Consider the following 15,196-nt stretch of genomic DNA (forward strand, 5'->3'; position numbering starts at 1 on the left):
TAAGACCAGCGCCGGGAATCGGCTGTATCTAGCTGGATATGTGCCGCCGGTTCACCATTCCCGGCCTTCCGCCGATGGACAGCCTGGTTTCCTGCTTCGTCCGCTCCGCCACCACCTTGCCCCTGGCAATGACGCACAGGCGCTCGGCGCGCAGCCGCAGGGCCTCGACCGGATTGCCGGCATCGAGGACGACAAGGCTGGCGCGCTTGCCGACCGCCAGGCCGAGATGATCGAGGCCCATGATCGCGGCATTGACGTTGGTGACCATGTCGAAGCAGCGCGCCATCTCGGCCGGGCTCGACATCTGAGCGACGTGCAGACCCATGAAGGCGACGTCGAGCATGTCGGCTGTGCCCAGCGAATACCAGGGATCGAGCACGCAATCCTGGCCCCAGCCGACGCGAATGCCGAGCGCCAGCATTTCCTTGACCCGGGTCAGGCCGCGGCGCTTCGGGAAGGTGTCGTGGCGGCCCTGCAGCATGATGTTGATCAGCGGATTGGGAATGACCGAGACGCCGGCCTCGGCGATCAGCGGCAGCAGCTTCGAGACGTAGTAATTGTCCATCGAATGCATCGAGGTGAGGTGCGAACCGGCGACCTTGCCCTGCAGACCAAGACGCTGCGTTTCATAGGCCAACTGCTCGATATGGCGCGACAGCGGATCATCGGTCTCGTCGCAATGCAGGTCGACCATCAGGCCGCGGCTGGCCGCGATCTCGCACAGCTCCGTTACCGAGCGCGTGCCGTCGGCCATGGTGCGCTCGAAATGCGGGATGCCGCCGACGATGTCGACGCCCATGTCGAGCGCGCGGATGGTGTTTTCACGCGCCGATGGAGAGCGATAAAACCCGTCCTGCGGGAAGGCGACCAATTGCAGATCGATGTAGGGAGCGACCGTCTTCTTGACCTCGAGCAGCGCCTCGACCGCCAGCAGGCGGTCATCGCAGACATCGACATGGGTGCGGATGGCGAGCAGGCCCATCGACACCGCCCAGTCGCAATAGGCCAGCGCGCGATCACGCACCGCCTCATGCGTCAAAAGCGGCTTCAACTCGCCCCACAGCGAAATGCCTTCGAGCAGCGTACCCGACGCGTTGATGCGCGGAATGCCGTAGGAGAGCGTCGCGTCCATGTGGAAATGCGGATCGACGAAGGGCGGCGAGACCAGATTGCCATGGGCGTCGACCTTCGTCCGCGCGGAACCCTGGAGAACGGGCTCGATCGCCGCGATCGTCTCACCGTTGATGCCGATGTCGGCAACCCTGCCATTAGGCAGTGTGCCGCCGCGAACGATAAGGTCGAAATCCATCCGTCGTCATCCCGTCAAAAGAATCATCTGATATAGCCGAGGCTGAAAATCGCATCCCGTCGATGCCGCTTGCAACAGCGATTTGTCCGCGGCGGCCGCGGATGGTTTCATCCGGCCGCAACTCCCTCTATAAGCCGCCTTCGTTGTCCCGGTTTCAAGGATCCGCCGTTTGTTTCGTTTCTTCCGCTCGACGGAAAACCAGCGCCTCGTCGCGAGGTTGATCCGGGAATCCTTTTATCAGCACAGGTTTGGCTACGGCGCCGCGATCTTGTCGATGCTTGTGGTGGCCGCCACGACCGGCGCCAGCGCCTGGATTCTCAAAGAGATCACCGACGAATTCGTAGTTTTCAAGCGGATTGACCGGGTCAACCTGATTGCGGGCGGGGTCGCCACGATCTTCATCCTCAAGGGCCTCGCCAACTTCATTCAGGCCTATTTCATGAGCCGTGTCGGCAACGCCATCATCGCCGACCGCCAGCGCAAGATCTACGACCGCATCCTGGCGCAAGGCATCGAATTCTACCATTCGACCTCGTCGTCCGACCTGATCACACGCATGACCAACAATGCACAGGCGGCACGCAACGTGCTCGACCTCGTTGTCACGTCCTATGTGCGCGATCTGTTGTCGCTGGTCGTCCTGGTAGGAGTCATGGTCTGGCAGCAGCCAGCCTTGTCTATAATCTGCTTCGTCGTCGGCCCCTTGGCTATCTACGGGGTCAACCGCATCCTGAAACGTGTTCGCAAGTTCGCCGCGATGGAGTTTCGCTCGGTCGGCCAGATCGTGCAGGTGATGCAGGAAACGGCAATCGGCGTGCGCGTCGTCAAATCCTTCAACCTCGAAGGCGCGATGCGCAACCGCATGTACAAGGCCGTGTCGGACGTCGAGAACCGGGCCAATAACATCGCGACGCTGGAGGCTGCGACAAGCCCGGTGATGGAGACGCTGGCCGGGCTGGCTATTGCCGGGGCCATCTTCGTCAGCGGCTTCCTGGTCTTGCAGGGCGGCCAGATGCCGGGAAACATCATGGCCTTCATCGGGGCACTCCTGTTTGCCTATGAGCCGGCAAAGCGCCTTGCGCGCGTGCGCATATCGCTGGAAAGCGGCATTGTCGGCGTGCGCATGATGTTCGAGCTCGCCGACCAGCCGCTCACTCTGGTCGAGAAGCCGGACGCGAAGCCGCTTCTGGCCGGACCGGGCGAGATCCGGTTCGACACCGTCGACTTCGCTTATCAGAAAGGGCCGCCGGTGCTGGACAGGTTCGATCTGACGCTTGCGCCCGGCAAGATGACGGCGCTGGTCGGGCCTTCCGGCGGCGGCAAGTCGACGATTCTAAACCTGATCATGCGCATGTATGATCCGCAGAGCGGCAGGGTGCTGTTCGACGGTCAGGATATTTCCCATGCGACGCTCGCATCGCTGCGGGAAAAGATCGCCTATGTCAGCCAGGATACGTTCCTGTTTGCCGGCACCATCATGCACAACATCCGGCTTGGGCGCGAGGGTGCGACCGACGATGAGGTGATCGCCGCCGCCAAGGCGGCCAACGCGCATGACTTCATCAGCGCGCAGGCGAAAGGCTACGAGACGGATGTCGGCGAGAATGGCGGCTTACTGTCGGGCGGCCAGCGCCAACGGATCTCGATCGCACGCGCCATGTTACGCAATGCGGAGATCCTGCTGCTGGACGAAGCGACCAGCGCGCTCGACGCCGAATCGGAAGCGCTGTTCCGCGACGCGCTGCAGCAATTGACGGAAGGCCGCACGACGATCGTCATCGCGCACCGTCTGTCGACCGTGCACCAGGCCGACACAATCGTGGTGCTCGAAGCCGGCAAGGTGGTGGAAAGCGGCCCGCACAAGGCCTTGCTCAAGCAGGGCGGGCTTTACCAGAAGCTCTATGAGTATCAGTTGATGCCGTGATGGTGTTCCGGATATTGGAGCCAGCCCCCTCATCCGGCCCTTCGGGCCACCTTCTCCCCGAGGGGAGAAGAGATCGTCAGCGCCGGCGCCAGCCTCTTCTCCCCAGCGGGGAGAAGGTGGCCGCGTAGCGGCCGGATGAGGGGGCCTGGGCGCGAACCTTATTCCGGCACAAACCTCACCGCGCCCTTGGCCGCGCTGGTGGCCATGGCGGCATAGGCGCGCAAGGCGGTCGTCACCTTGCGCTTGCGCTTTTCCTCCGGCTTCCAGGCCATGGCGCCCTTGGCTTCCATCGCCGCCCGTCGCGCAACGAGTTCCGCCTCATCGACAGCCAGGCGGATGCTGCGGTTCGGGATGTCGATCTCGATCGTATCGCCCTCCTGCACCAGTCCGATCAAACCGCCTTCGGCAGCTTCCGGCGACGCATGGCCGATCGACAGGCCCGAGGTGCCGCCGGAGAAGCGGCCGTCAGTAACCAGAGCGCAGGCCTTGCCGAGGCCCTTCGACTTCAGATAGCTGGTCGGATAGAGCATCTCCTGCATGCCGGGGCCGCCGCGCGGTCCTTCATAGCGGATGACGACGACATCGCCGGCCTTGATCTCATTGGACAGGATCGCCTTGACGCTCGAATCCTGGCTTTCGAACACGCGGGCCGGGCCGGTGAATTTCAGGATCGATTCATCGACGCCCGCCGTCTTCACGATGCAGCCGTCGAGCGCCAGATTGCCCTTCAGCACGGCAAGGCCGCCATCCTTGGAAAAGGGATGTTCGGTCGAGCGGATAACGCCTTTCTCGCGGTCGAGATCGAGCTCGTCCCAGCGGCGCTCCTGGCTGAAGGCGACCTGCGTCGGCACGCCGCCAGGGGCGGCGAGGAAGAAATCGCGCACGCTCTGGCTGGTCGTGCGGGAAATGTCCCAATGGTCGAGCGCCTCGCCCAGGGTTGACGTATGCACCGTCGGCAGGTCGCGGTTGAGCAGGCCGGCATTGTCGAGCTGGCCGAGGATCGCCATGATGCCGCCGGCGCGGTGGACGTCTTCCATGTGGACGTCGGACTTGGCGGGCGCAACCTTGCACAGCACCGGCACCTTGCGCGACAGCGCGTCGATGTCGTCCTGATCGAAATCGATCTCGCCCTCATGCGCCGCAGCCAGGATGTGCAGCACGGTGTTGGTCGAACCGCCCATGGCGATGTCGAGCGTCATGGCGTTCTCGAAAGCGCCCTTCGAGGCGATGTTGCGCGGCAGTGCGGTTTCGTCGTCCTGCTCGTAATAGCGCTGGGCGAGATCGACGATCAGGTGGCCGGCCTCGACGAACAGACGCTTGCGGTCGGCATGCGTCGCCAATGTCGAGCCGTTGCCGGGCAGCGACAGGCCAAGCGCCTCGGTCAAACAATTCATCGAATTGGCGGTGAACATGCCCGAGCAGGAGCCGCAGGTCGGGCAGGCCGAGCGCTCGATGACCTTGACGTCCTCATCGGAGATCTTGTCGTCGGCGGCCGCGACCATGGCATCGACCAGGTCGAGCGCCTGCGTCTTGCCGGCGAGCACCACCTTGCCGGCTTCCATCGGACCGCCGGAGACGAAGACGGTCGGGATGTTGAGGCGCAACGAGGCCATCAGCATGCCGGGCGTGATCTTGTCGCAATTGGAGATGCAGACCATGGCGTCGGCGCAATGCGCGTTGACCATGTATTCGACGGAATCGGCGATCAGCTCGCGCGACGGGAGCGAATAGAGCATGCCGTCATGGCCCATGGCGATGCCGTCATCGACGGCGATGGTGTTGAATTCCTTGGCAACGCCGCCGGCCTTTTCGATCTCGCGCGCGACCAATTGGCCGAGATCCTTCAGATGGACATGGCCCGGCACGAACTGGGTGAAGGAGTTGACCACCGCAATGATCGGCTTGCCGAAATCCGAGTCCTTCATGCCGGTGGCGCGCCAGAGGCCGCGAGCGCCGGCCATGTTGCGGCCATGGGTGGTGGTGCGGGAACGATAGGCAGGCATGTTTTTTCCTTGGTGGCTGGCCGCAGCCCAGGGGTTGGCGCGGCGGAGCTGAATTCGGACCGCAGGCGTTATAGACGCGCAAGTATGGTCTGGCCACAATTTTGCAATGCGCCAGATTCTCTCAAAAAAATGCGTGGCACTGTCGGATGGCGCGCTGCATGTCCGTCCTTGGGCAGACGGCAAGGAGATGGCACCATGTTCGGAGTCAGCCGTTTCACAGGAACAGCGACCGAAACAGCACGAGGAGCACGACATGCAAAAGATCACCACCTGCCTGTGGTTCGACGGCCAGGCCGAAGAGGCCATGAACTTCTACGTCTCCATCTTCAAGAATTCCAAGGTGCTGAGCGTGATGCGTTGGCCCGAAGGCCACGCCGATGCAGGCAAGGTGTTGGTGACCACGTTCGAACTCGACGGCGTGCAGTTCCAGGCGCTCAATGGTGGACCGCAGTTCAAGCACAGCGAAGCGATGTCGCAGTCGATCGACTGCAAGACGCAGGAAGAGGTGGATTACTTCTGGGACAAGCTCATCGAAGGTGGCGGCCAACCATCGCAATGCAGCTGGCTGAAGGATAAATTCGGCGTCTCCTGGCAGGTTGTGCCGGAGCAGCTGCCGCGCCTGCTTCTGGATCCGGACCGGGCCAAGGCCGGCCGCGTGATGTCGGCGATGATGCAGATGAGCAAGATCGACATCGCCAAGATCGAAGAAGCCGCTAGAGGATAGTCGAGGGTCGCGCCGCCCCTCAACCGCCCTTCGGGCACCTTCTCCCCGTGAACGGGGAGTAGGAAAAAGCGCGACTTACGCCGCTCTGTCGCGGACCTGATAGTCCTTGATCGTGGCAAACTTGATCGCCTTCCAGCGCTCCGCTTCGTAGTTCAGCGAGAAGGCGTGCTGGGCGAGGAACACCGGGTCGTTGTCGAGGTCGCGGGCGATGTCGCCGCGATGCGCCTCGATGAAACGCAGGACCTCGGCCTTGTCGTCGGCCGAGATCCAGCGGCACACGGAAAAGCGCGACATCTCGAATTCGACCGGCAGGGTGTATTCGAAGTTCAGCCGTTCCTTCAGGACGTCGAGTTGCAGCGCGCCGACGACACCGACGATGGCCGGTGAGCCGTCCTCGGGCGAAAACAGCTGCACGACGCCCTCCTCTGCCATCTGGTGCAGCGCTTCCTTCAGCTTTTTGGCCTTCATCGCGTCGCCGAGGCGGACACGGCGCAGGATTTCCGGGGCGAAATTCGGAACGCCGCGGAACAGGATTTCCTCGCCCTCGGTCAGCGTATCGCCAATACGCAGCGTGCCGTGGTTGGGAATGCCGACGACGTCGCCGGCAAAGGCCTCGTCGGCGGTGACGCGTGTGCGGGCAAAGAAGAACTGTGGCGCCGACAGCGACATCGGTTTTCCCGTGCGTACCAGCTTGGCCTTCATGCCGCGCTCGAGCTTGCCCGAACAGACGCGGACGAAGGCTATGCGGTCGCGGTGGTTGGGATCCATGTTGGCCTGGATCTTGAAGACGAAGGACGTCATCTTCTCTTCGGTCGCCTCGACCTTGCGGGTGTCGGCCTCTTGAGCACGCGGCGGCGGTCCAAAAGCGCCGAGCGCCTCGATCAGGTCGCGCACGCCATAATTGCGCAGCGCCGAGCCGAAATAGACCGGCGTCAGGTGACCCTCGCGGAAGGCTTCTATATCAAGGGGTCTGCACGCTTCCCGCGCCAGCTCCAGCTCCTCGATGAAGGCCTCGCGCTCGTTCTCCGGCAAAAGGCCGGCGACGCGGTTGGAATCGGGACCGTTGACCGGCGTGCGCTCCTTCTCGTCGTCGCCCCTGCGCACGGCGTTCAGCGCCAGATGGTAGGTGCCGGAAAAATTCTTGCCCCGGCCGATCGGCCAGGTGATCGGCGCCGTATCCAGCGCCAGCTTCTGCTCGATCTCATCGAGGATCTCGAACGGATCGCGGCTTTCGCGATCCATCTTGTTGACGAAGGTGATGATCGGGATGTCGCGTAGCCGGCAGACTTCGAAAAGCTTCAGCGTGCGCGGCTCGATGCCCTTGGCGGCATCGATGACCATGACGGCCGAGTCGACCGCCGATAGCGTGCGATAGGTGTCGTCTGCGAAATCCTCGTGGCCGGGCGTGTCGAGCAGGTTGAAGACATTGTCCTCATACTCGAAGGTCATCACCGAAGTGACGACCGAAATGCCGCGCTCACGCTCGATCTTCATCCAGTCCGACCGCGTCTGGATCTTGTCCTTCTTGGCCTTGACCTCGCCGGCAAGCTGGATGGCGCCGCCGAACAGCAGCAGCTTTTCGGTGAGCGTGGTCTTGCCGGCGTCCGGGTGCGCGATGATCGCGAAGGTGCGGCGGCGCGCCACTTCTTCTTCTATTGCTTCGGGCATTCTCTGGGATTTCCGTGTGACAGGCCGGGCTTCTAGCAGCGCAGTGCCGGCCTGTCGACCGGTCCGGCGGCTCGGACTCTGCTGATCGCCGCCTCACCATCCGAGCATACAGCTCAGCCGTGCTGTGGCTCCGGCCAGTGCATTGCCGCATATTTTGCGCTGCGCGATGTTGGCAAGCGGCTGCCGGGGTGGCACTGGATGAACATCCCTCGGGATGACGAGGCAGAGGAGCAAGCATGACTGCGGCGAAACAAGTGATCGTCATCGGCGCCGGCATCATCGGCGCCTCCATCGCGTGGCATCTGAGCAGAGCGGGTGCGCAAGTGACGGTGATTGCCGACAGTGCTGCCGGAGGGGTGGCGACGCCGAACTCGTTCGCCTGGATCAATGCCAGCTGGGGCAATCCGGAGCCGTATTTCCGGCTGCGCACCCGCGCGATGGCAGAGTGGACGCGGCTGGCGCGGGACCTTCCCGGCCTACCGCTGAGCTGGTGCGGCGGCCTGTGCTGGGATTTGCCGGTGGCCGACATGGAAGCCTACGCCACGGAACATTCCGCCTGGGGCTATGGTATCAGCCAAGTCGACCGCGCCGGTGCTGCGCGCATCGAGCCCAATCTCACCGAGCTTCCGGATTTTGCCCTGTATGTGGCTGAGGAAGGCGTCGCCGAACCGGTGACTGCCACGCGCGCGCTGTTGGCGGACGCGGAGCGACATGGCGCGAAGATCATCTCCAGCACGGTGACGGCCCTGGTCCAGACCGGCGGCAGGATCACCGGTGTCGACACATCGCATGGATTGATTGCATCAGACGAGGTGGTGATCGCGGCTGGCGTCGGCTCGCCGGAGATCGCCGCGACCGCCGGGATCAACCTGCCGATCGAAACGCCGCCCGGCCTGATCGTCCATTCGCGGCCCACCGAAAAGCGGCTCAACGGGCTGGTGCTGGCCGAGCGGCTGCACATGCGCCAGACAGCGGAAGGTCGCATCATCGCCGGCTCGGATTTTGGCGGCGCCGACCCGGGCATGGATGCCGAAGCCACCGCCCACGCGCTGTTTGCGGCCATGAAAGCCATGCTGCGCGACAGCGACGGGTTGGAACTCGATTTCCACACGGTCGGCTACCGGCCGACGCCGATCGATGGCTTTCCAATCGTCGGCCGCGCTGAGGGCATGGACGGTGTCTATGTCGCCGTCATGCATTCCGGCATCACGCTGGCGCCGGCCGTCGGCCTGTTCGCCACAAGGGAAATTCTCGACGGCGAGCGCGACCCCTTACTTGCCCCTTATGGATTGTCGCGCTTCGCTCAATAGGCAGGCGGACGGCGAAAGCCGCCGGTGAGTGGTTCGATTACCCTGGCGCTGCCGAGCAGTCGTGACTCCGACCAGCGTTTGCCGACCAGTTGCGGGCCGATCGGCAGGCCGGTGCTGTCCTGTCCTCAGGGGATGGAAATGGCTGGATGGCCGCTGTGGTTGAAGACAGCGCCATAGGCCGGCAGCATCCACGGCATACTTCAAGTGGAGTGGAGCATTCGAGGGTTGGCCGCGTTTGATTGAAATTGTGCCGATAGTCTTTGATGTCGGCACTCTACGGCGCCCCCCTCTGGCCTGCCGGCCATCTCTCCCACGAGTGGGGAGATCGGCAGGTTTGGCTCGTTCCAGCAACCTTGGCGATTGGCGAAGGCCACGCAAATAGCCAATCTCCCCACTTTGTGGGGGGAGATGTCCGGCAGGCCAGAGGGGCGCTGTCCCGCGACGTTGCCGCAGTTTGCAGCTACCCCACCAGCGCGAACTTCGCCGCCGCCGGAGCAAACGGGCGAATTCTGATGTCATCGCCGCTGATCGTGACAAAACTCGCCGGCGGGATCGCCTGCCAGTCGCCGCCCTCGCGGTCGAACGGTTCGGACACGATGCAGCGGCCGCCGCCCTTGCGCAGGACAGACGTGTAGAGCGTCGGCGCGTGAGCGTCGGTGGCGTAGCGCACCGCGTGCAGCGCCTGGCCATCCGAGAAGGCGGCGGTGAGCTTCAGCGCCGGTTCGAGGCCGGCGCGGCGCGAGGCTTCGAGCACGCGGCTGGTGGCGCGGGAGACGGCGCCTTGCGGATCGCCGGTCAATCCCTCATCGATCATCAGCAGGAAGAACAGTTCGGAATCGGTGGTGCCTTCGCGCTGGTCGAAGACGGCGTCGGACAGCGAGTTCTCCAGCGCGCGGCGGATTTTCTCGAAGCCGCCGATCTGGCCGTTGTGCATGAACGACCAGCTGCCGGAGATGAATGGATGGCAGTTCATGCGGCTGGTGGCGCCGCCGGTCGACGCCCGCACATGGGCGAGGAACAGGCCGGATTTGATCTGTCGGCACAGGCTTTTCAGATTGGGATCGGACCAGGCCGGCAGGATATCGCGATAGAGACCCGGCTCCGGGCGGTCGCCATACCAGGCTAGGCCGAAGCCGTCGCCATTGGTCGGCGATTTCGCTTCCTGAGCACAATGGCTCTGGGCGATCAGCGAGTGACAGGGCGCCGTGAGGATGTCTTCGAGAAAGACCGCTTCACCCAGATAGGCCGCCCACCGGCACATCGTTTCTGTCGCCCTCTAGGCGCGATCCATAAGAGCCGCAGGCTCCTTGGTCGCGTGCGTGCCTCTGTTGTGCGTCCGCTCGTAAAGCTCGCGAACGATTCGGCTGGCGGTAGTTTCAAACAGAAATGGCAAGAAAGCATGAACGAGCGCGGCGCCCGCCGCCATCAACAGGCGCGACGAAAACCAGGCGGCAAAGCCCATGTGGCTGAAATAGGTTTCGCCGACCTTGGCCGGATGAGAGGTGAAAATCCTTGCGACCGACATGCTGGTTCCCCTTCAGCGCTTGAAGTTCCTGATATGAGTATCCTGACATGCTTCGCCGGTTCATCGGTCTCAAAATGTCCTTGTATTTCGGTGATCCATGGGACAAATATCCCACATGGCGCTGGAAATTGACGAAATCGACCGGAAATTGCTCGCCGAGTTGCAACGCGACGGCACGCTGTCGGTCGACCAGTTGTCGGAACGGGTGGCGCTGTCGCGCAATGCCTGCTGGCGCCGGGTGAAGCGGCTGGAGGAGGCCGGTGTCATCACCGGCAGGGTGGCGCTGGTCGATGCCGAAAAGCTCGGGCTTGGCCTTTCCGTCTTCATCCTGATCCGCACGTCCAACCACGATCCGGAGTGGCTGCAGAGATTCCGGGCGGCAGTGACCGGCTTTCCCGAGATCATCGGCGTCTACCGCATGTCCGGCGACCTCGACTACGTTCTGCGCGCCCGCGTCGCCGACGTGAAGGCCTATGACCGGCTCTACCAGCGGCTGATCGCCAAGGTGGCGCTGTCTGATGTTTCCGCCTCTTTCGTGATGGAGGAGATCAAGGAGACGACGGTGGTTCCGATGGAATTGCGCTAAGGTATGTCGATATTCAGGTGATGCCGGCCTGCAAACGACGGGTTTCGACTCGGCCTGACCTGAATCTCAACACACCTCAGGCCATACTGATGCCTGAAAGAAAGCCGTTGATAGGCGTGCGGGCGAGTTGACCGAATCGCCGTTCGCGCCGATAGGATCGATTTTATGCGCGCAGCCCTTCAAACTCCCTCCGTCATCGGTCCGACCGTCGGCTTCGTCAGGTTGCCGCATGCTGAAGGACTTCCCCTTCCTGCTTATGAAAGCACCGGTGCTGCCGGCATGGATCTGCGCGCCGCGGTGCCCGACGACAGGCCGCTGCTGATCCTGCCCGGAAAACGCGCTCTGGTGCCGACCGGGCTGATCCTGGAAATTCCCGAAGGCATGGAAGGCCAGGTGCGGCCGCGCTCAGGCCTTGCCTTCAAACATGGGCTGACCGTCCTCAACACGCCCGGCACCATCGACAGCGACTATCGCGGCGAGGTGAAGGTGCTGCTGATCAATCTCGGCGACGAGGACTTTGCCGTGACGCGGGGCATGCGCATTGCCCAGCTCGTTTTCGCCGCGGTGACACAGGTGGCGGTGGAGGAGCGTTCGCTTGCCGGCAGCACGGCGCGTGGCTCGGGCGGATTCGGATCGACCGGCACAGCCTGATGCCTGAAACAATACCCCTTCCAAAGCTCGTCATCTTCGACTGCGACGGGATCCTGGTCGACACGGAGAATCTCGCCAACCGGCGCCTTGCCGAATGGCTGACCGCTGCCGGCTATCCGACAAGCTTCGAATATTGCCGCAAGAATTTCTCCGGCCGCAGCATGGCGTCGGTGCAGAAAGAGATCGAAGAAGAGACCAGCGTCAGGCTTGGCGCCGATTTTGTCGATCGCTGGAACGCCGGCATGCCAGACCTGTTCGCCCACGGCGTCGAAGCAATCCCTTTTGTCCGCGAATTCGTCGAGGCCGTGCGGTCAGCCGGGATCGCCTATTGCGTCGCCACCTCGGCCCGGGTGTCGAAGATGCACATCACACTTGGCCAGACCGGGCTGTTGCCGCTGTTCGAACACGCGATGTTTTCCTCGACGATGGTCGCGCGCGGCAAGCCGTTTCCGGACCTGTTCCTGCATGCTGCGAAAACCGTGGGCTTTGCACCTGCCGACTGCATCGTCATCGAGGACAGCGTCGCTGGCACGCAGGCCGGCATCGCGGCCGGCATGCGGGTGTTTTCCTATCACGCCGATCCGTATTCCGACCGCGACGGCCTTATCCAGGCCGGCGGCATCCTGTTCGACGACATGCGCGAACTGGCCGGGCTGGTGCCGATCCACTGAGCTGGCTGACGGACTGGACGGGTTGGGAGGCTGTGCTACGTTCCGCGCGCCCGACAGCCTGAGGCGACCATGCCGACGAACCTGCTTCGCTTCATCCTCGCCGTGATGCTGCTGCCATTGCTGTGGACCGCAGCCGGCGCGCAAGACGCCAGCCTTCCGGAGCTCGGCAGCCCACTGCCCGGCCAAAAAGACATCACCTATCTCGACCTCGCCAGGATGATCATTCCAGACCTCGCCGCCGACAAGAATGGCTTTTACAGGGGCGGGCTGCCGATCGCTATGCGCCATATCGAGGGACCCGACAGCGGCGGCTCGCCGCCCGAAACCTCAGGCTTTTCCAATGCCTCCGTGCTTGCCATCAAGGCGGGAGGCAAGGACCGCCTGACCATGCTGTTCGATCTCGGCGATTCCTCAGACAGCGCAGAAGGCTATGCGGTGCTAGCGCTCTACGACATTACGGGCAAACCAAGGCTGCTCGACGCCGCCAATGTCGCCCTCGACCGCAGCACCTATTTCCGCGAACCCGGCAAGCTCGGCATCGGCGCCAATGATGATATCCTCATGATCGAGAGTTCGCATTCCAATTCAAACCAGAACTATATGATCGTCCCGCTGATTATGGTCGCCAGGGACAAGTTGAAGCTGATCGACATCATCTATTTGTTCGACGAGCACGTGTGTGCCCATAGCCGGACGCAGGACGTTGCCTTTAAAGCCATCGCAGAGGGCCGACGCCATGCGGCGATCAAGGTAACGGTGACCGATGCCACCGTCGTGAACGACGAAAGCTGCGATGACCAGCCGCCCAAACCTGAATCTCACGACATCTCCGTCACCTATCATTGGGACAAGACAACGTCGCACTACGCCAAGGATTCCGACGCGCTGAACAATTTGGCAGGAGAGAACGCCAAACGCTTCTGAACCAACCGCATTCGTTTGCCCGGCCAGATGGAGCAGGATAAAATCCGCTCGGCCACACCGCATATGATGGGGGAACTACCATGGACAAGGGCAAGATCTTTCGCGACCTGCATGCCTCGACCTTCGTCGTGCCCAATCCCTGGGATATCGGCACGACCAAGCTGCTCGGCTCGTTCGGCTTCACGGCGCTGGCGACGACCAGCGCCGGCTTTGCCTTTTCGCGCGGCCTGCCGGACGGCGCGGTGACCTTCGACCAGATGATCCACCATTGCCGCGAAGTGACCGCGGCGACCAGCCTGCCGGTCTCGGCCGACCTCGAGAAAGGCAAGGGCGACAGCGCCGAGCAGGCCGCCGAAACCATCTTCGCGGCGGAAGCTGCCGGCCTTGCCGGCTGCTCGATCGAAGACCACACCGGCGATCCGGACAAGCCGATCTATGATTTTGCGCACGCCGTCGAACGCGTTGCGGCGGCCGTGGAAGCGGCGCGGGCCCTGAAACGCGATTTCGTCTTCACTGCGCGGGCCGAGAATTTCCTCTGGGGCAAGTCCGACCTCGACGACACGATCAAGCGGCTGCAGGCGTTCGAGAAGGCCGGCGCCGACGTACTCTATGCGCCAGGCATCGGCAACGTCGAGATGATCCGCACGCTCTGCTCTGCCGTCAGCAAGCCGGTCAATGTCATGGCGGTACCGGGCTTTACCATCGCCGATCTCGCCATGGCCGGCGTCAAGCGTATCTCGCTCGGGCCGTGGCTGACCAATTTCGCCTATGGCATGCTGGAAACGGCGGCACGCGAAATCCAGCAAGACGGCACCTTCGGCTTCACCCGCGCCGCCATGCCGTTCAGCAAATTGCAGGCCCTCTTCGGCAAATCTTCGGATTAATGGGGCCCGTCGCATGACGCTGACCGTGATCGACATGCATACTGGCGGCGAGCCGCTGAGGATCGTCACCGGCGGCTATCCCGGTATCCCCAAGGGCACGATCCTGGAAAAGCGCGCCTATGTGCGCGACCATCTCGATCATCTCAGGAAAATCCTGATGTTCGAGCCACGCGGCCATTACGACATGTATGGCGCCTTGCTGGTCGAGCCGGACCTGCCCGGCGCCGACCTCGCCGTGCTGTTCATGCACAATGAGGGCTATTCGACGATGTGCGGCCACGCCATCGTCGCGCTCGGCCGCTACGCCATCGATGAAGGGCTGGTGGCGAAACAGGAACCAGTCACGACAGTCAATATCGAGGCGCCGTGCGGGCTGGTCGTCGCCTCGGTCGAGGTCAGGGACGGCAAGGCCGGTGCGGTTTCGTTCGAAAGCGTGCCGGCCTTCCTGTTCGCCGGTGGACAGGCGATCGAATTGGCGGGCCACGGCACGATTGGCTTCGACGTCGCCTATGGCGGCGCCTTCTACGCGCTGGCCGATTGTCACCAATTCGGGCTCGAATTCGGCAGAAGCCGGATGCGCGATTTCGTCGATGCGGCAACGGGGCTGACGGACAGGCTCAAGGCTGAATTTCCGCTGTCGCATCCCGACCACGGCGACCTAGCCTACCTATACGGCACCATCCTGACCGATGGCCGCGACACATTTTCCGGCGAGGTGACCAAAAACATCTGCGTCTTCGCCGAAGCCGAGGTCGACCGCTCGCCAACCGGTTCCGGCGTCACCGCAAGGCTGGCGGCCATGCATGCCAAGGGCGAGATCGCGATCGGACAGACGCGCACATTCGAGAGCATCGCAGGCTCGCGTTTTTCCGGAGCCGTGGCGCGGACGGCGAAGGCTGGACGGCATGAGGCGATCATCGCCCGCGTCGGCGGCCGCGCCTATTATTCCGGGCGGGCCGAATTCATCGTCGAGGCCGATGACGAGCTCGGACGCGGATTTCTGTTGCGCTGAAGAAA

The 15,196-nt window shown here is 63.0% G+C and carries 14 protein-coding genes; 9 read left to right on the plus strand and 5 right to left on the minus strand.

Annotated features, from left to right (window positions below; translation table 11 throughout):
• Positions 1-28: 28 nt before the first annotated feature.
• On the minus strand, positions 29-1,309 hold the full coding sequence (locus tag A9K65_RS00780) for an amidohydrolase family protein (RefSeq protein ID WP_027161838.1): 1,281 nt from the start codon (positions 1,307-1,309) through the stop codon (positions 29-31).
• Positions 1,310-1,478: 169 nt separating this feature from the next.
• Here A9K65_RS00780 and A9K65_RS00785 point away from each other — a divergent pair, with 169 nt between their 5' ends.
• Positions 1,479-3,233 carry an ABC transporter ATP-binding protein gene (locus A9K65_RS00785; RefSeq protein WP_064995774.1) on the plus strand — a complete coding sequence of 585 codons (1,755 nt, stop codon included), beginning with the start codon at positions 1,479-1,481 and terminating at the stop codon, positions 3,231-3,233.
• A 158-nt stretch (positions 3,234-3,391) separates the two neighbouring features.
• Here A9K65_RS00785 and ilvD read toward each other — a convergent pair whose 3' ends face one another.
• A complete protein-coding gene (gene ilvD / locus A9K65_RS00790; protein ID WP_063171117.1) occupies positions 3,392-5,236 on the minus strand; it encodes a dihydroxy-acid dehydratase in 1,845 nt (614 codons plus the stop codon).
• Between the two features lie 253 nt (positions 5,237-5,489).
• On the opposite strand from ilvD, the gene A9K65_RS00795 reads away from it, so the two are divergent.
• Positions 5,490-5,960, plus strand: coding sequence for a VOC family protein (locus tag A9K65_RS00795; RefSeq protein WP_024505784.1), 471 nt, complete (start codon positions 5,490-5,492; stop codon positions 5,958-5,960).
• 75 nt (positions 5,961-6,035) lie between these two features.
• On the opposite strand, the gene A9K65_RS00800 is transcribed toward A9K65_RS00795, so the two are convergent.
• Positions 6,036-7,628, minus strand: coding sequence for a peptide chain release factor 3 (locus A9K65_RS00800; RefSeq protein WP_013528039.1), 1,593 nt, complete (start codon positions 7,626-7,628; stop codon positions 6,036-6,038).
• A 236-nt stretch (positions 7,629-7,864) separates the two neighbouring features.
• Here A9K65_RS00800 and A9K65_RS00805 point away from each other — a divergent pair, with 236 nt between their 5' ends.
• Complete coding sequence (locus tag A9K65_RS00805) at positions 7,865-8,938, plus strand: FAD-binding oxidoreductase (RefSeq protein WP_024505785.1); 1,074 nt, start codon at positions 7,865-7,867, stop codon at positions 8,936-8,938.
• Between the two features lie 460 nt (positions 8,939-9,398).
• On the opposite strand, the gene A9K65_RS00815 is transcribed toward A9K65_RS00805, so the two are convergent.
• Positions 9,399-10,199 (minus strand): class II glutamine amidotransferase, encoded by an 801-nt coding sequence (locus A9K65_RS00815; RefSeq protein ID WP_027163760.1) that lies wholly within the window; start codon positions 10,197-10,199, stop codon positions 9,399-9,401.
• Positions 10,200-10,214: 15 nt separating this feature from the next.
• Positions 10,215-10,463, minus strand: coding sequence for a DUF6356 family protein (locus tag A9K65_RS00820; RefSeq protein WP_013528043.1), 249 nt, complete (start codon positions 10,461-10,463; stop codon positions 10,215-10,217).
• 115 nt (positions 10,464-10,578) lie between these two features.
• Between A9K65_RS00820 and A9K65_RS00825 the strand changes: the two genes are divergently transcribed.
• The 6 genes from A9K65_RS00825 to A9K65_RS00850 all read left to right on the plus strand — a co-directional run bounded on the left by A9K65_RS00825 (position 10,579) and on the right by A9K65_RS00850 (position 15,191).
• Positions 10,579-11,049, plus strand: a complete 471-nt coding sequence (locus tag A9K65_RS00825) for an Lrp/AsnC family transcriptional regulator (protein ID WP_027163759.1) — start codon at positions 10,579-10,581, stop codon at positions 11,047-11,049.
• Between the two features lie 165 nt (positions 11,050-11,214).
• Positions 11,215-11,700: a dUTP diphosphatase gene (gene dut / locus A9K65_RS00830; protein WP_064995775.1), complete on the plus strand. Its 486-nt coding sequence runs from the start codon at positions 11,215-11,217 to the stop codon at positions 11,698-11,700.
• Positions 11,701-11,711: 11 nt separating this feature from the next.
• Entirely contained in the window at positions 11,712-12,371 is a 660-nt protein-coding gene (locus tag A9K65_RS00835) for an HAD family phosphatase (protein WP_064995791.1), read from the plus strand.
• Between the two features lie 69 nt (positions 12,372-12,440).
• Entirely contained in the window at positions 12,441-13,295 is an 855-nt protein-coding gene (locus A9K65_RS00840) for a hypothetical protein (protein WP_064995776.1), read from the plus strand.
• Between the two features lie 80 nt (positions 13,296-13,375).
• Positions 13,376-14,179, plus strand: coding sequence for an oxaloacetate decarboxylase (locus tag A9K65_RS00845; RefSeq protein ID WP_024505790.1), 804 nt, complete (start codon positions 13,376-13,378; stop codon positions 14,177-14,179).
• A 13-nt stretch (positions 14,180-14,192) separates the two neighbouring features.
• On the plus strand, positions 14,193-15,191 hold the full coding sequence (locus A9K65_RS00850) for a proline racemase family protein (protein ID WP_064995777.1): 999 nt from the start codon (positions 14,193-14,195) through the stop codon (positions 15,189-15,191).
• The last annotated feature ends 5 nt before the right edge of the window (positions 15,192-15,196 follow it).

The sequence above is a fragment of the Mesorhizobium sp. WSM1497 genome (assembly GCF_001672455.2).
Lineage (GTDB): Bacteria > Pseudomonadota > Alphaproteobacteria > Rhizobiales > Rhizobiaceae > Mesorhizobium > Mesorhizobium ciceri.

Excerpts from the sequence above, each read along its gene's own strand:
- A9K65_RS00820 (WP_013528043.1), bottom strand. The coding sequence starts at position 10,463 with ATGTCGGTCGCAAGGATTTTCACCTCTCATCCGGCCAAGGTCGGCGAA.
- A9K65_RS00805 (WP_024505785.1), top strand. The coding sequence starts at position 7,865 with ATGACTGCGGCGAAACAAGTGATCGTCATCGGCGCCGGCATCATCGGC.
- A9K65_RS00845 (WP_024505790.1), top strand. The coding sequence starts at position 13,376 with ATGGACAAGGGCAAGATCTTTCGCGACCTGCATGCCTCGACCTTCGTC.
- A9K65_RS00825 (WP_027163759.1), top strand. The coding sequence starts at position 10,579 with ATGGCGCTGGAAATTGACGAAATCGACCGGAAATTGCTCGCCGAGTTG.
- A9K65_RS00850 (WP_064995777.1), top strand. The coding sequence starts at position 14,193 with ATGACGCTGACCGTGATCGACATGCATACTGGCGGCGAGCCGCTGAGG.
- ilvD (WP_063171117.1), bottom strand. The coding sequence starts at position 5,236 with ATGCCTGCCTATCGTTCCCGCACCACCACCCATGGCCGCAACATGGCC.
- A9K65_RS00840 (WP_064995776.1), top strand. The coding sequence starts at position 12,441 with ATGCCGACGAACCTGCTTCGCTTCATCCTCGCCGTGATGCTGCTGCCA.
- A9K65_RS00780 (WP_027161838.1), bottom strand. The coding sequence starts at position 1,309 with ATGGATTTCGACCTTATCGTTCGCGGCGGCACACTGCCTAATGGCAGG.
- A9K65_RS00815 (WP_027163760.1), bottom strand. The coding sequence starts at position 10,199 with ATGTGCCGGTGGGCGGCCTATCTGGGTGAAGCGGTCTTTCTCGAAGAC.
- dut (WP_064995775.1), top strand. The coding sequence starts at position 11,215 with ATGCGCGCAGCCCTTCAAACTCCCTCCGTCATCGGTCCGACCGTCGGC.
- A9K65_RS00800 (WP_013528039.1), bottom strand. The coding sequence starts at position 7,628 with ATGCCCGAAGCAATAGAAGAAGAAGTGGCGCGCCGCCGCACCTTCGCG.
- A9K65_RS00795 (WP_024505784.1), top strand. The coding sequence starts at position 5,490 with ATGCAAAAGATCACCACCTGCCTGTGGTTCGACGGCCAGGCCGAAGAG.